Consider the following 14,461-nt stretch of genomic DNA (forward strand, 5'->3'; position numbering starts at 1 on the left):
GGTCAGTCCTCGTTGTCGGGCCGGACGACGCGGCGCTGGATGAGGGTCAGGGCGACGACGATCAGGAAGAAGACGACGGTGATCGCGGCCGCCTGGCCGACGTTGTTCTGGTCGAAGGCGGTGGTGACGGCCTGGTACATCACCGTGCGGGCGGCGTCCTCGTTGAGGCCGCCGCCGCGGATGAGGACGTAGACCTGGTCGAAGACGCGGAAGGAGAGCACCGAGGTGAGCATGACGACGAAGACGAGGGTGCCGCGGATGCCGGGCAGGGTGACGTGGCGGAACTGCTGCCAGCGGCCGGCCCGGTCGAGTTCGGCGGCCTCGTAGAGCTCGCCCGGTATCTGCTGGAGTCCGGCGAGCAGGATGACCATCTGGAAGCCGACGCCCTGCCAGATGGACAGCACGATGACCGAGGCCATCGCGGTGGCGGAGTCGCCGAGCCAGTCGAAGGCGCCCCAGCTGCCGAAACTCACCGTGTGCAGCGCGGAGTTGAGCATGCCCTGGTCGCTGCGGGCGAGGATGAGCCGCCAGATGACCGCGACCAGGGCCATCGGGAAGACGACCGGCATGAAGAAGACGGACCGGAACAGGCCGATCGCCTTGAGCTTGCGGTTGAGCAGGATCGCCAGCCCCAGCGCGAGGAACGTCTGCACCGGTACGACGACCACGGCGAACGTGAGGTTGTTGAGCAGGGCCCGCAGGAAGGGGCCGGACAGGTCGGGGTCGGTGAACAGCCGTCGGTACTGCTCCAGGCCGAAGAAGGACGGTGCCAGCGGGGAGCCCAGGCGGACGTTGTAGAAGGAGAGGACGACGGCGTAGCCGAACGGAACGCCGACGAAGGCGATGAGTCCGGCGACGGCCGGCGTGGACATGAGCAGTCCGTGCAACCAGTCGCGGTTCTTGCGCACGGAGCGCACCGGACGCGCGGGACGCGCGGGCTTGACGGCGGTCACGGGTGGGGCCTTCTCCCGGGCGTGCGGCGCGTCGTGCGCCGGTTCGACGGAGGTCACGGGTGGGTCCTGTTCCCGGCGGGGGCGGGTGCGGCGCGCGCGAGCCCGCCCCCGGCCGATGGTCCTACGGGATCTGGTAGCCGGCGTTGTCGGAGAAGTCCTGGTCGATGGCACGGGCGGCCTTGGACAGGGCCTCGGCGGGGTCGGCGCCGCCGTAGACCGAGTTGAGGGCCTCGCTGAACTTGGCGGTGATGGTGGGGTATCCGGCGGTCACCGGGCGGGTGACGGCGACGCAGGACTTGCTGATGTCGCTGTCGCCGCAGGGCTTGGCGAGCTGGTCGGCGAAGAGCTGGAGCGGGCCGCCCTCCTTGTACAGGGGGCTCTTGGCGAGGGCCGTCCTGGTGGCGGGCGGGGCGCCGTTGGCCGTGGTCATCGCGGTGACGTTGGTGTCGTTGAGCAGGTAGTCCATGAAGGTGCCGGCGGCCTTGGCGTTCTTGCTGTCGGCGCCGATGCCCCAGGCCCAGGAGCCCTGGCCGGTCTTGGGGCCGTTGCCGAAGTCGGGCAGCGGCAGGACGACGAGGTCGTCGCCGAGGGCCTGGCTGTAGGTGGGGTACATCCAGTGGCCGACCCAGCTCAGGGCGACGCGTCCCTTGGCGAGGGCGTTGCCGTCGGTGTTGGGGTCGACGTACGTCTTCCAGGACTGGAAGGTCTTCAGCGCCGAGGCCACGGCCGGGGTGTCGAGGGCGCCTTCGGCCTTGCCGTCCTTGAGCAGCGAACCGCCGGCGGACCAGACGACGGGGGCGAAGCCGTAGGTGCCCCACTCGGTGGCCAGTCCGTTGTTCTCCTGGATGTCGAGCGTCTTGCCGTCGGAGTCCTTGGCCTTCAGCGCCTCGAGCGCGGCGGTGAACTGCTCGGCCGTCCAGTCGTCGGACAGGCTGGTCGGGTACTTCACGCCGGCCGCGTCCAGCAGCTTCTTGTTGCCGTAGATACCGAGGCCCGAGTCGTACATGCCCAGGCCGTAGTGCTTGCCGCCGATCTCGCCCTGCGACTTGATCGCGTCGGTGGCGTTGGCCAGCGTCTTGGTGGAGACGTAGTCGTCGATGGGGGCGAGCTTCTTGTTGTAGACGAAGTTCGCCATCGTCGGGCCGTCGAACTCCATCACGTCCGGCAGCTCGGAGGCGCTGGTGGCGGTGATGGTCTTGGTGTAGTCGTTGCCGGGTATCAGCTTCAGCTCGACCTTGATGGCGCTCTGCGAGGAGTTGAAGGACTTCACGGCGGCCTGCACGGCGGCGTCCTCGCTCTTCTGGCCCTGGTGGGCCCAGACGCTGATGGTGCCCTTGCCGCTGCCCGCCTCCGCGGAGGCGTCGGTGCCGCCGCCCCCGCCGCAGGCGGCCAGTGCCGCCAGGGGCAGGGCGAGAGCGAGGCCCGTCCGGGCTGTGCGGCGGTACTTCCGGCTGGTCGAGCTCATGGTGGTGCCTCCGTGCTGGGGCGAGGGTTCGGGGTGCTGGAGCACATGGCGGAGCGGGGGGTGGGGCTCAAAGGGTGGAGGGTCGGGGGGCGTTACTGCGGTCCGCGCGGGCGGGGTGGGGCGGTGGTCTCGCGCAGGACGAGGCGGATGGGCATCTGGACCTGGCCCGGCGCCTCGGCGTCGGGCTCGTCGAGCTGGCGCAGCAGCAGCCGGGCGGCTTCGGCGCCCTGCTCGGCGACCGGCTGGGCCACGGTCGTCAGGCCGACCACGTCGGCGAGTTCGTGGTCGTCGAAGCCGACGACGGACACGTCCTCCGGCACTCCCAGCCGGTGGCGGCGCAGGGCACGCAGGGCGCCCATCGCCATCTCGTCGGACTGCGCGAACACGGCGGTCGGCGGGCGGGAAGCGGCCAGCAGTTCGGTCATGGCCCGCTCGCCGCCCTCGACGGTGTAGTCGCCGTCCGCCTCCAGGGCCGCATCGTGCTCGATGCCGGCGTCGGCCAGGACGTCCAGGTACGCCTGGCGGCGCTCGACGGGAGTGGTCCAGTGCAGCGGCCCGCTGGCGCCCGAGATCATGCCGATGCGGCGGTGGCCGAGGTTGACCAGATGCCGTACGGCACTTTCGGTGCCGGCCCGGTCGTCGATGCCGACGACGGTGAAGCCGGGCCGGGTGCCGCCGACCGTGGTGGCCAGCGGCACCCCCAGGGAACGCAGCGCGGCGGACTCCTCTTCGTCAGGGATGAGGAGCGTCAGCACCGCGTCCACCCGCTTGCGGACCGGCAGCCCGGCGAAGAAACGCTTGCGGGTCTCCGGCGAGCCGAGGTTGTACAGCAGCACGTCGTACCCGGCGGCGCTGAACTCGCGCTCGGCGGCGTCCAAGACGGTGCCGAAGAACCAGCGGCCCACGTACGGGACCAGGACGCCGATGGTGAAGGTGCGGCCGCTGGCCAGGCTGGAGGCGGAGCGGGACGCGGTGTAGCCGAGCTGGGCGGCGACGGCCGTGATCCGGTCCCGTACCTCGTCGGACACGCCCGGCCGGCCGCGCAGGGCACGGGACACGGTGGACGCGGAGACGCCGACCGCCCGGGCGACGTCGTTGATGCTGGCCGTCACGGCGCAGTTCCTCCCGTTGATTTCACGTCGGTGTGATCTGTGGGTGACGTGACCGTAAACCCGACCTCGTTGTTGCGCAAGCGTTTGCGTTCATATTTACTGGGGCCGATTCTCAGGAGAGTTCGTTTTTTTCGAAGGTCAGCGCACACGCTTGGGCGCTGGGAGCCGACAGGAACTGCGCATGCGATACGCCCCGCCCGGCCTCTGCGTGAACGACTTCGCCCTGCTCCGGGACGAGGACGGCAGTTACGCGGTGTTGCACCTGCAGGGGCCCTGGACAACCGAGTTCGACCACCTGCGGATGGAGACCTCCTACGGCCGGGCCACCTCCACCGACCTGGTCGGCTGGCAGCCGCAGGGCACCGCCTTCGGGGTCGGCCTGCCGGGCCGGTTCGACCAGCAGGCGGTGTGGACGATGCACCCGTTCCGGCACGGCGAGGGAATGGCGATGTTCTACACCGGGGTCAGCGGGCTGACGCCGGGCCACTGGCCGCTGCAGTCCGTGGGTTTGGCGTACTCCGACCGCACCGACGGCACCGGCTGGCGGCGCCACGGCACCCGGCCGGTCGCCGAGGCGGACCCGCGCTGGTACCGCACCGGCGAGCAGATGGCCTGGCGCGATCCCTTCGTCGTACGCGACGACGAGACGGACGGCTGGATCATGGTCGTCTGCGCCAGCGACACGTCCCTCCCGGTGGAGGTCAGCGGCTGCGTCGCCTGGGCCACCTCCGACGACCTGGAGCACTGGACCGTCCAGCCGCCGCTCGTGTCACCCGGCGACGTCGACGAGCTGGAGTGCCCGGTCCTGGAACGCCTCGACGACGGCAGCTGGCTGCTGCTCGGCTCCATCGGCGCGACCCGCGGGTTCGAGTCGTGGACCGCCCCGAGCCTGCGGGGCCCCTGGACCCGGCGCGGCCCCCTCGGGCCGACCGGCTCCTACGCCCCTCGCGTCATCGCCGCGCCCGACGGCTCCCGTGTCGTCCTGCACACCACCCCCCGTCAGATCGGCCTCACCGACACCGGCGCCCCCTGCCGGGGCATGCTCGCCCAGCCCAAGTCCCTGGTCGTACCGGAGGATTCGGCACCCCGCCTGGAATGGTGGCCCGGTCTGGACGCCTGGCTCGGCGAGGAGACGGACCGCCCCACCCTGCACGCCGTCGGCGACCTCGACATCACCGGGCGCGTCGACATCACCCTGCGCACCGACACCGCGGGCAGCGGTCTAACCGTCCTGGCGCTGGGCTGCGACGGCAAGAACCTCCGGGTCACCGGCCCCGACGGCACCCGCCTCGGCGAGACCGTCCTGGCCAAACCCGCCGGCACTCTGCGCATCGTCACCGTCGGTGAATACGTCGAGGTCTACGCCGACAACGTCTTCGCCCTCACGGCCCTGTGCTACTCCGGGCGTCCCGTGCCGTGGACAGCCGTGAGCGAGCAACACAGCCGTACGATCCCGGTCCGCCCGATCCGGCTGCCCGACCCTCATCGTGACGACGCCTCGGCCATCTGGCCCGGCCCGCACCCCGGTGACGCCCGGGAGCCCGCTCGCGGATAGCCGCCCGACCGAGCCCCGCACCCCGGCACCATCGCCGCCTGTGCGGGGGACCGGGCCGAGCCCACGGCGGCGTCGCTCATACGGCGGTTACGCCCCGCCGCCGTCCGTCTGCCCGCCCCGCTTGTGGGGCCGGCGGCCCGGTCACCCGTTCACACCCCCGCCCTGCGCTCTTCGGGTTCTTTTCGCTGCTCATCCGCCTCGCGCCGATGACCTGCTGAAATGCCGCCCGCAGCCCTCGATTCGGGCCCCGGCTGACACCCATTCACCCCATTTCTGACGCACCCTCAGGAAGCGGTCCGGGCTCGGTGCCACTTACCTCGGAGGAGCACCCCACCACCGACGTACACCGCAGAGCCCGAGGGAGCACCGATGCGACGTACCGCCCGTCTGCTGTCCGGTACCGCGTTCGCCGTCGCCGTCGCCGTCACCGGCCTCGGCGCCGGGCCCGCGTACGGCGGCAGTACCGGCGGCAGTACCGGCGGCCTGGAGGTCTACCCGCCCTCCGCCGTTCCGGGCGGGCAGATCACGGTGCACACCGCGGACTGCGGGGACGGCGGGACGGCGGCGGGCGACGCCAGCGCGGTGGGCGCCGGTGCGTTCACGCTGGCGCCCGGCACGCACGAGGGCGATGCGACCGGGCGGTTCCAGGTGCCGCCGAGCGCACAGCCGGGGACGTACGAGGTCGTCGCGACGTGCGCGGAGAGCGGCCGGCGGGTCACGGGCGACCTGGTCGTCACGCTGACGTCCGCGCGCGAGTGGGTGGCTCCACGAGGAAGTGTGAAGACGGGGGTCGGCGGCGCACTGGGCCCCGACCCCGTACAGACCGCGGCCGGCGTGGCGGCTCTCGCCGTCGCCGCCGCGGGCGGTACCTGGCTCCTGCATCGCCGGGCGAGAGGCGACGGGATCTGACGGACACCCTCCGCTGTCCGTCCGCCGGTACCGCATGCCCCTCCTCCTCCGGGTCCGACGCCCCTCGCGGCCCGGAGGGGGAAGCGGGCCCAGCACCTCTGGAAGGGGCCTTCGCCATGCCCAGGTTCGGCAACGCCGCGATAGCGTCCGTCACCGTCGCGGCCCTGTGCTCCGGCGCGTGGCTGCTGCGCAGCGGCGCCGAGACACACGCCCCGCCGCAGCCGTCGGCGGCCGAGGCCCGCGTCGACCCGCGCGCCCAGCGGTCCGCCGCGCCCGCGCTGCCGCCCTCCCCGCCCGACCGGATCCGCATCCCGTCGATCAGCGTGAACGCCCCCCTGACGGGCCTCGGCCTCACCGCGACCGGCAGCCTCGACGTCCCGCCCGCCGCGCGGAAGAACCTCGCCGGCTGGTACGAGGCCGGCACCACCCCCGGCGAGGCGGGCACCGCGATCGTCGCGGGCCACGTCGACAACGCCGAGGGCCCCGCCGTCTTCTACGGCCTCGGCGCCCTGAAGAAGGGCGCGGTCGTCGAGGTCGACCGGCGTGACGGAGGCGTCGCCGTCTTCACCGTGGACGCGGTCGAGGTGTACGACGCGAAGGGGTTCCCCGACGCGAAGGTGTACGGGGCGGCCAGGGGGCCGGAGCTGCGGGTGATCACGTGCGGTGGCGGCTACTCACGGAGCACCGGCTATCAGGGCAACGTCGTCGCGTTCGCACACCTCACGGGCAGCCGCGCCGGATGATCGACGGGTTCGGTCACCGCGACAGTCGGTCACCACCGTCCCGGAGGTGTGCGGCATCCTCCCGTCGTCCGCGGGCGGCGAGAAGGCCGGCGTCGACGGCGTCTTCACGACCGACGGACGTCCGGCGACGGGCAGCCGTGCGCGTCCGGCGACACCTGGCACGTCGACATGACGTTCCGGCAGTGAGTCGGCTCACGCCGCCCACTGCTCGTACGCCAGTTTCGCCACCAGGGCGACACCACCGTCAGCGGCACCACGCGGACGAAGCCGCTGCCCTTCCTCAGGCTGAGGGCCCGGGGCCGTCGAACCAGGATGTCCCGGGCCGGGCCGGCCATCGCCCCTCCGGGCGTGAGCTGGTGAAACCCGGCCCCTGACCGCTCGCGCCGCCTCCGGTCGTAGACGATGCCGACTGCACGGATCCCGACGCTCCCGCCGGCCCCGGCCCGCTCCCGCCGTGCCCCGCCTCACAGCGCGCCCCCGGCGCCCGCCCCCAACCCTCACATCCCTCCACCGCCCCCGCTGAGGGCAGCGTTCCCCGCGGGAAACAGACGTGATGCGGCCGGGTAACACCGGCAACGCACGCTCCTAGACATGACCTCGAATACGCGTGTGGTGGTGATCGGCGCCGGCATCGCGGGCGTCCGTCTCGCCCGGCGGCTCGGTGAGCTCGGCGTTCCCGTGACGCTCATCGGCGAGGAGGAGCACCGGCCCTACAACCGGGTCCTGCTCGCCGAGGTGCTGGCCGGCCGCTACAGCCCCGACGTGATCGCCCTCCCGGCCCCCGCGGAGCTGACGCACGCCCGGGTCACCGGCATCGACCGGGCCGGACGGACCGTGGAGTGTGCGGACGGCACGAAGATCGCATACGGCACGCTCGTCCTGGCCACCGGCTCCAACCCCGTACTTCCGCCTCTGCGCGGCCTGTTCAGCCCCGACCACGTGCTGCCCGAGGGCGTCCACGCCTTCCGCACGATGGACGACTGCCTGGGCCTGTCCAAGGCGGTGCGGCCGGGCACCAAGGCGGTCGTCATCGGCGGCGGGCTCCTCGGAGTGTCCGCGGCCCGCGCGCTCGCCCTGCGCGGCGCCCAGGTCGTCCTGGCCCAGCAGTCCGAGCGGCTCATGGAGCGCCAGCTCGACCCGTCCGCCTCCAAGCTGGTCCGGCGGCACCTCACCGACCTCGGCGTCGAGATCCACACCGAGTGCCGGGTCCGCGACGTGCGCTGCGTCGGCGGCACGGTCCGCTCGGTGGAGATGTCCGACGGATACGCCCTCGACGCCGACCTCGTGGTCCTGGCCTGCGGGGTCCACCCGCGCGTGGGCCTCGCCCAGATCTCCGGCCTCGACGTCCGCAAGGGCGTCGTCGTCGACGACGAACTGCGCACCTCCGACCCCCACATCAGGGCGATCGGCGACTGCGCGCAGCACGACGGCACGGTCTACGGACTGGCCACCCCGGCGCTCGAGCAGGCCGACGTGCTCGCCGAGTCGCTGGCCGGCCGGGCGCACGCCCGCTACACCGGCACCCGCTCGCTGACCCGGCTCACCCTCGCCGGGCAGACCGCCTTCGACCTCGCCGCGTTCGGCGAGACGGAGGCCCTTCCCGGCGATGACGTGGTCCAGCTCGCCGACGCCACCCGAGGCACCTACCGCAAGGTCGTCGTCCGCGACGACCGCCTGGTCGGCGGGGTCCTCGTCGGCGAACTCGGCACCGTCGGCGCGCTCGCGCGCGCCTGGGAGGGAGCAGAGCCGCTCCCGTCCGACGGCGGCCCCCTGCTCCACCTGCTCACCAATGATGGAGGCTCCTGATGTCCACGGACACCCCCACGATCGTGCTCGTCGGCCATGGCATGGTCGGCCAGCGCTTCCTCGAAGCGCTCGCCGAGCGCGGCCTGACCGCCACGCACCGCGTGGTCGTGCTGTGCGAGGAGCCGCGTCCTGCGTACGACCGCGTGCAGCTCACCTCGTACTTCTCGGGCAAGACGCCCGAGGAACTCTCGATGACGGACATGCGGTTCATCGCCGACCACGGCATCGAGCTGCACGTCGGTGACCCCGCCGAGACGGTCGACCGCACCTCGAAGAGGGTGACGGCCCGCTCCGGACTGACCGTCGACTACGACGTCCTGGTCCTCGCCACCGGCTCGTACCCCTTCGTCCCGCCGGTCCCGAACAAGGACGCCGAGGGCTGCTTCGTCTACCGCACCATCGAGGACCTGCTCGCCATCGAGGAGTACGCCAAGACGCGGACGACGGGTGCGGTGGTCGGCGGCGGTCTCCTCGGGCTGGAGGCGGCCGGTGCGCTGAAGGGCCTCGGTCTCACCTCCCACATCGTGGAGTTCGCCCCCCGCCTGATGCCGGTCCAGGTCGACGAGGGCGGCGGCGCCGCGCTGCTGCGCACCATCGAGGACATGGGCCTGTCCGTCCACACGGGCGTGGGCACCCAGGAGATCGTGGTCGACGAGTCCGGCGCGGTCACCGGCATGAAGCTGTCCGACGGCTCCGAACTCGCCACCGACCTGGTGGTGTTCTCCGCCGGTGTCCGCCCCCGCGACCAGCTGGCCCGCGACTGCGGTCTGACGGTCGGCGAGCGCGGCGGCATCAGCGTCGACGAGCAGTGCCGCACGGTGAGCGACCCGCACGTGTTCGCGATCGGCGAGTGCGCGCTGGCCTCCGACGGCCGGGTGTACGGCCTGGTCGCCCCCGGCTACGAGCAGGCCGAGACCGTGGCCGCGACGATCGCCGAGGACGAGGCGGAGTTCACCGGCGCCGACCTGTCCACCAAGCTGAAGCTGCTCGGCGTGGACGTGGCGTCCTTCGGCGACGCGCACGGCGCGACCGAGGACTGCCTGGACGTCGTCTACTCCGACTCCCGCTCGGGCCTGTACAAGAAGCTGGTCATCGGCCGCGACGGCACGCTGCTCGGCGGCATCCTGGTCGGCGACGCGGAGGCGTACGGCACGCTGCGCGCGTTCACCGGGTCGGTCCCGCCGGTCTCCCCCGAGTCGCTGGTCCTGCCCGCCGGCTCCGGTGAGAGCGTCCAGCTCGGCCCGTCCGCGCTGCCGGACGAGGCGGTCATCTGTTCCTGCCACAACGTGTCGAAGGGCACCATCCGCGGGGCCGTCACCGACCACCAGTGCACGACCGTGCCCGAGGTCAAGAAGTGCACCAAGGCCGGTACCGGCTGCGGCTCCTGCGTCAAGGTCCTCGGCCAGCTGGTCACCGCCGAGCTGGAGGCCAACGGCGTCGAGGTCGACAAGGGCCTGTGCGGCTGCTTCTCGCAGACCCGCGAGGAGCTGTACGAGATCGTCCTCGCCCTGCGCATCAACACCTACCAGGACCTCCTGGACCGCTACGGCCGCGAGGACGCCCGGGGCGGCGACGGCTGCGACATCTGCAAGCCGGCGGTCGGCTCGATCATCGCCTCCCTCGCCCCGACCATCGGCGCGAGCGGCTACGTCCTCGACGGCGAGCAGGCCGCGCTGCAGGAGACCAACGACCACTTCCTCGCCAACCTGCAGAAGAACGGCTCGTACTCGGTCGTCCCCCGCATCCCCGGCGGCGAGATCACCCCCGAGGGCCTCATCGTCATCGGCGAGATCGCCCGCGACTTCGGCCTCTACACGAAGATCACCGGCGGTCAGCGGATCGACATGTTCGGCGCCCGCGTCGAGCAGCTGCCGCTGATCTGGACCCGGCTGGTCGACGCCGGCTTCGAGTCCGGCCACGCCTACGGCAAGTCCCTGCGCACGGTGAAGTCCTGCGTCGGCCAGACCTGGTGCCGCTACGGCGTCCAGGACTCCGTCCGCATGGCGATCGACCTGGAGCTGCGCTACCGGGGCCTGAGGTCCCCGCACAAGCTGAAGTCGGCGGTGTCGGGCTGCGCCCGCGAGTGCGCCGAGGCCCAGTCGAAGGACTTCGGCATCATCGCCACCTCCAACGGCTGGAACCTCTACGTCGGCGGCAACGGCGGCGCCACCCCGCGCCACGCGGACCTGCTCGCGCAGGACCTTGACGACGACGGGCTGATCCGCCTGATCGACCGCTTCCTGATGTTCTACATCCGCACCGCCGACCGCCTGGAGCGCACCTCCACCTGGCTGGAGCGGATCCCGGGCGGCCTGGACCACGTGCGGGACGTGGTGGTGGAGGACTCCCTCGGCATCTGCGAGGAGCTGGAGTCCCTGATGACGGACCACGTGGCGCACTACGCCGACGAGTGGGCGACGACCATCAACGACCCCGAGAAGCTGTCCCGGTTCGTCTCCTTCGTGAACGCGCCCGACACCCCCGACCCGGTCGTCGGCTTCGTCCCCGAGCGCGACCAGATCAAGCCCGACCTGCCGCTGCTGTCCATCGGCATGCGCCCCAGTGAGAACCCGGCAGACGTCCTGGAAGGAAGTGCCCAGCGATGACACTGGCACCCGAGACGACCGACCTGAAGATCCAACTGAAGCTGGCCGACAACTGGTTCACGGTCTGCGACCTGAGCGTGCTGCTGCCGGGCCGCGGAGTGGCGGCACTGCTGCCCGACGGCGGCCAGGTCGCCCTCTTCCGCGACCGCGCCGGCTCCCTCTACGCCATCGACAACCGCGACCCGTTCAGCGGTGCGGCGGTCCTCTCCCGCGGCCTGCTCGGGGCGCTGCGGGGCCGGCCCTTCGTCGCCTCACCCCTGCTGAAGCAGCGGTTCGACCTGGAGTCGGGGCAGTGCCTGGACGACGAGGCGGTGCGGATCTCGACGTACGAGGTACGGACCTCGTAAGCGACTTTCTTGACTGATCGTTCCAACTACATCTAGGCTCCTGACGTGGCCAGGACCAAGGAGTTCGATCCCGAAGCCGCGCTGCAGGCAGCTCTCGAGCTGTTCTGGCGGCGCGGCTTCGAGGCGACGTCGATGTCCGACCTGGTCGAGCACCTGGGCATCGGACGCGCCAGCATCTACGCCACCTTCGGCAACAAGCACGAGCTGTACCTGAAGGCACTCCAGCGCTACCAGGAGCAGCTCCCGGACCTGCTGCGGGAGCTGTCCCAGCCGGGCCCCGTACTGCCTGCGGTCCGCGCTGTCGTGCGGCGTTACGCGCACGAGGCCGCCGCCGAGGAACTGCGTCGGGGTGGCTGTTTCATCACCAACACCGCGGCGGAACTCGCCCCGCACGACCCGGTCGCCGCCCGACAGGTCGAGCGCAACTGGGACGGCCTGGAGACCGTGCTGCACACGGCCCTGGTCCGCGCGCAGGCCCAGGGCGAGCTGCCGGAGGGCCGGGATCCGCGCGCGCTCGCCCGCATGCTGCTGGTGCTGACGCAGGGCCTCAAGGTCGTCGGCAAGGCGTCGTCGGACCCCGCGCGGGTGCGCGAGGCGGCGGAACAGGCGCTGGCGCTGCTCGACTGAAGGCCGACCCACCCGACACGGGCCCTCGCCGAGGGCCCTTTCTCACCGCTTCATACTGGATCGATCGGTCAAGAAAAAAGGGAGATCATGACCACCATCGCTCGCTTCACCGGCAGGACCGCCCTCGTCACCGGCGCCGGCTCCGGCATCGGGCGGGCCGTCGCCCTCGCCTTCGCCGCCGAGGGCGCGAACCTCGTCGTGGCGGGGCGGCGGCAGGAGCCGCTCGACGAGACGGTGACCCTGATCGAGGCGAGGGGCGGCAAGGCGCTGGCCGTCACCGCGGACGTCTCCCGCGCCGCCGACGCCCAGGCCCTGGTGGCCGCCGCCGTGGAGCACTTCGGCTCGCTCGACGTGGCGGTCAACAACGCGGGCGTCTTCCGCGGCGGAGCCCCGCTGGCCGACCTGTCCGAGGAGGACTGGCACACCCAGCTCGACACCAACGTCACCGGCGTGTTCCTCGCCCTCCGGGCCGAGATCCGCCAGATGCGCACCCAGCCGGCCGGCGGCGCGATCGTCAACATCGCCTCCAGCTTCGGCGTCCACACCCGCCACCCCGGAGCCGCCGCCTACGCCGCCTCCAAGGCCGCTGTCTCCGTCCTCACCAGGGGCGCCGCCCTCGACCACATCCGCGACGGCGTCCGCATCAACGCGGTCAGCCCCGGCGCCGTCGACACCTCCATGTCCCTGCTCCCCGGCGAGACGGAGGCCGACCGCGCCGAGCGGATGAGGCAGGCCGTCCCGCTCGGCCGTATCTCCGCCACGGAGGAAGTGGCCGCCGCCGTCCTCCACCTGGCCTCGGACGCCGCCGCCTCGACGGTGGGCACGGACCTGGTGGTGGACAGCGGGGCGACGGCCTGAAGTACCGGCGCCGGATGCCGGCGCTCGGCCCCGTCTGCCAGGTGACGGTGGCCTGACCGGCCGAAGGACCGACCGCCGCGAGGTCGGAACGCCCGTCACACCTTCAGCCGGTCGTACGTCACCCCCGTCAGCTTCTCCGAGGCGGCCCACAGCCGCTCCCCCGCCGCGTCGTTGCACGTCCACGATGCCCGCCAGGACGAGCCCGGACTCCCGCGCCACATCGCCCAGTGCGGGCCGGTGAAGGAGTCCGGGGGGACGTCGGGCGCGGTCGCGGCGTACAGGGTGGGCAGCGCGCCCGCCTCGGCTGACTGGGCGAAGAAGCGGTTGCCGATCTCCATGAACCGCTCGCCGGCCTTGCGGCCGGACATCCGGGGACCCGCGGTCTGGAGGTTGGTGGCGGCGTAGCCGGGGTGCGCCGCCGCCGCGACGACGTCCGCGCCGTGGGCCGCCAGCCTGCGCGCCAGCTCGTGCGTGAAGAGCAGGTTGGCTGTCTTGGAGCGGGCGTAGGCGATCCAACGCCGGTACCGGCGCTCGCTGTTGAGGTCGTTGATGTCGATGTTGGCCATCGAGTGCATCATGCTGGAGACGGTCACGACGCGCGCACCCGGCGTGGCGAGCAGCGCGGGCAGCAGCAGTCCGGTGAGCGCGAAGTGCCCGAGGTGGTTCACGCCGAACTGCGTCTCGAACCCGTCCGCGGTCGTCCCGTACGGCAGCGCCATCACGCCCGCGTTGTTGACGAGCAGGTCGAGCCGGTCGTACGGGAAGGCGGCCGCGAACTGCCGTACCGAGGCGAGGTCCCCGAGATCGAGCCGCGCGAACTCCACCTCCGCGCCCGGCACTCCGGTGGCGATCCGGTCCCCGGCGTCGGTGCCGCGTGCCTCGCTCCGGCAGGCCAGCACCACCCGGGCGCCCCGGCGCGCCAGCTCCCGCGCGGCGGCATATCCGATGCCGCTGTTGGACCCGGTGACCACGGCGACACGGCCGCGCTGATCGGGGATGTCCTTCTCGGTCCAGCCGGCCATGGCCGACCCTCCCTCCGCTGGCAGGTGGGGTTCAGCCTACGAGCGGGCGGCGCTCCAGGTAATCGTCCGGGACAGGCCGCGTGTCCAGATAGAACCACTCGGCACCGGGGCCGGGCGTGACGTCGGCCGCAGGCAGGTCGGGTTCGGCCTCGGCGGGCACCGGCTTCGCCGGTCCCGGCATCAGCAACTCCACCCGTACGCCGTTCCCCCGCTGCTGGGCCGTGAACTCCTCCACCTGGTTGCGGCAGGCATGGTCCAGATGGGTCACGCCGGTCAGGTCGAGGCGGATCCGGGGCCTGCCCGAGGCCGCCGCGGCCTCCAGCGCCTCGATGACCTTCGGCAGCCGCAGGAAGGTCGCGTTCCCGGCCATGACGACCTTGGCGGTGTCCTCCTCGACGTGCTGCCGGATCACGGTCTGCGACATCCTGAGCGCGGCCAGCACTCCCGCACCGGTGCCG

Annotated in this window: 12 protein-coding genes and 1 pseudogene; 8 read left to right on the forward strand and 5 right to left on the reverse strand. The window is 72.1% G+C overall.

Annotated features, from left to right (window positions below; translation table 11 throughout):
* Positions 1-2: 2 nt before the first annotated feature.
* The 3 genes from ACZ5XS_RS23235 to ACZ5XS_RS23245 all read right to left on the reverse strand — a co-directional run bounded on the left by ACZ5XS_RS23235 (position 3) and on the right by ACZ5XS_RS23245 (position 3,530).
* Positions 3-1,010: a carbohydrate ABC transporter permease gene (locus ACZ5XS_RS23235; RefSeq protein WP_468654171.1), complete on the reverse strand. Its 1,008-nt coding sequence runs from the start codon at positions 1,008-1,010 to the stop codon at positions 3-5.
* 64 nt (positions 1,011-1,074) lie between these two features.
* Positions 1,075-2,418, reverse strand: a complete 1,344-nt coding sequence (locus ACZ5XS_RS23240) for an ABC transporter substrate-binding protein (protein ID WP_468654173.1) — start codon at positions 2,416-2,418, stop codon at positions 1,075-1,077.
* 92 nt (positions 2,419-2,510) lie between these two features.
* Positions 2,511-3,530, reverse strand: coding sequence for a LacI family DNA-binding transcriptional regulator (locus ACZ5XS_RS23245; RefSeq protein ID WP_468654174.1), 1,020 nt, complete (start codon positions 3,528-3,530; stop codon positions 2,511-2,513).
* A gap of 181 nt (positions 3,531-3,711) precedes the next feature.
* On the opposite strand from ACZ5XS_RS23245, the gene ACZ5XS_RS23250 reads away from it, so the two are divergent.
* From ACZ5XS_RS23250 to ACZ5XS_RS23285, 8 genes are all read left to right on the forward strand, one after another.
* Positions 3,712-5,085: a glycoside hydrolase family protein gene (locus ACZ5XS_RS23250; protein WP_468654176.1), complete on the forward strand. Its 1,374-nt coding sequence runs from the start codon at positions 3,712-3,714 to the stop codon at positions 5,083-5,085.
* 369 nt (positions 5,086-5,454) lie between these two features.
* On the forward strand, positions 5,455-5,994 hold the full coding sequence (locus tag ACZ5XS_RS23255; protein ID WP_468654178.1) for a hypothetical protein: 540 nt from the start codon (positions 5,455-5,457) through the stop codon (positions 5,992-5,994).
* 116 nt (positions 5,995-6,110) lie between these two features.
* Entirely contained in the window at positions 6,111-6,737 is a 627-nt protein-coding gene (locus ACZ5XS_RS23260) for a class F sortase (RefSeq protein WP_468654180.1), read from the forward strand.
* A 591-nt stretch (positions 6,738-7,328) separates the two neighbouring features.
* Positions 7,329-8,543, forward strand: a complete 1,215-nt coding sequence (locus ACZ5XS_RS23265) for an NAD(P)/FAD-dependent oxidoreductase (RefSeq protein WP_468654182.1) — start codon at positions 7,329-7,331, stop codon at positions 8,541-8,543.
* Positions 8,543-11,149 carry a nitrite reductase large subunit NirB gene (gene nirB / locus ACZ5XS_RS23270; RefSeq protein ID WP_468654184.1) on the forward strand — a complete coding sequence of 869 codons (2,607 nt, stop codon included), beginning with the start codon at positions 8,543-8,545 and terminating at the stop codon, positions 11,147-11,149. Before ACZ5XS_RS23265 ends, nirB begins: the two co-directional genes overlap by 1 nt.
* Positions 11,146-11,496 carry a nitrite reductase small subunit NirD gene (nirD, locus tag ACZ5XS_RS23275; RefSeq protein ID WP_468654186.1) on the forward strand — a complete coding sequence of 117 codons (351 nt, stop codon included), beginning with the start codon at positions 11,146-11,148 and terminating at the stop codon, positions 11,494-11,496. Before nirB ends, nirD begins: the two co-directional genes overlap by 4 nt.
* A gap of 45 nt (positions 11,497-11,541) precedes the next feature.
* Positions 11,542-12,123: a TetR/AcrR family transcriptional regulator gene (locus ACZ5XS_RS23280; protein ID WP_468654188.1), complete on the forward strand. Its 582-nt coding sequence runs from the start codon at positions 11,542-11,544 to the stop codon at positions 12,121-12,123.
* Positions 12,124-12,210: 87 nt separating this feature from the next.
* On the forward strand, positions 12,211-12,981 hold the full coding sequence (locus ACZ5XS_RS23285; protein WP_468654189.1) for an SDR family NAD(P)-dependent oxidoreductase: 771 nt from the start codon (positions 12,211-12,213) through the stop codon (positions 12,979-12,981).
* A gap of 95 nt (positions 12,982-13,076) precedes the next feature.
* On the opposite strand, the gene ACZ5XS_RS23290 is transcribed toward ACZ5XS_RS23285, so the two are convergent.
* The gene (locus ACZ5XS_RS23290) at positions 13,077-14,003 is read right to left on the reverse strand and encodes an oxidoreductase (protein ID WP_468654191.1); all 927 of its coding nucleotides are present in this window, start codon (positions 14,001-14,003) and stop codon (positions 13,077-13,079) included.
* A gap of 31 nt (positions 14,004-14,034) precedes the next feature.
* Positions 14,035-14,460: pseudogene (locus ACZ5XS_RS23295) on the reverse strand (STAS domain-containing protein); the annotation flags it as partial.
* Between the last annotated feature and the right edge of the window lies 1 nt (position 14,461).

The sequence above is a fragment of the Streptomyces sp. NPDC033131 genome, from assembly GCF_055578365.1.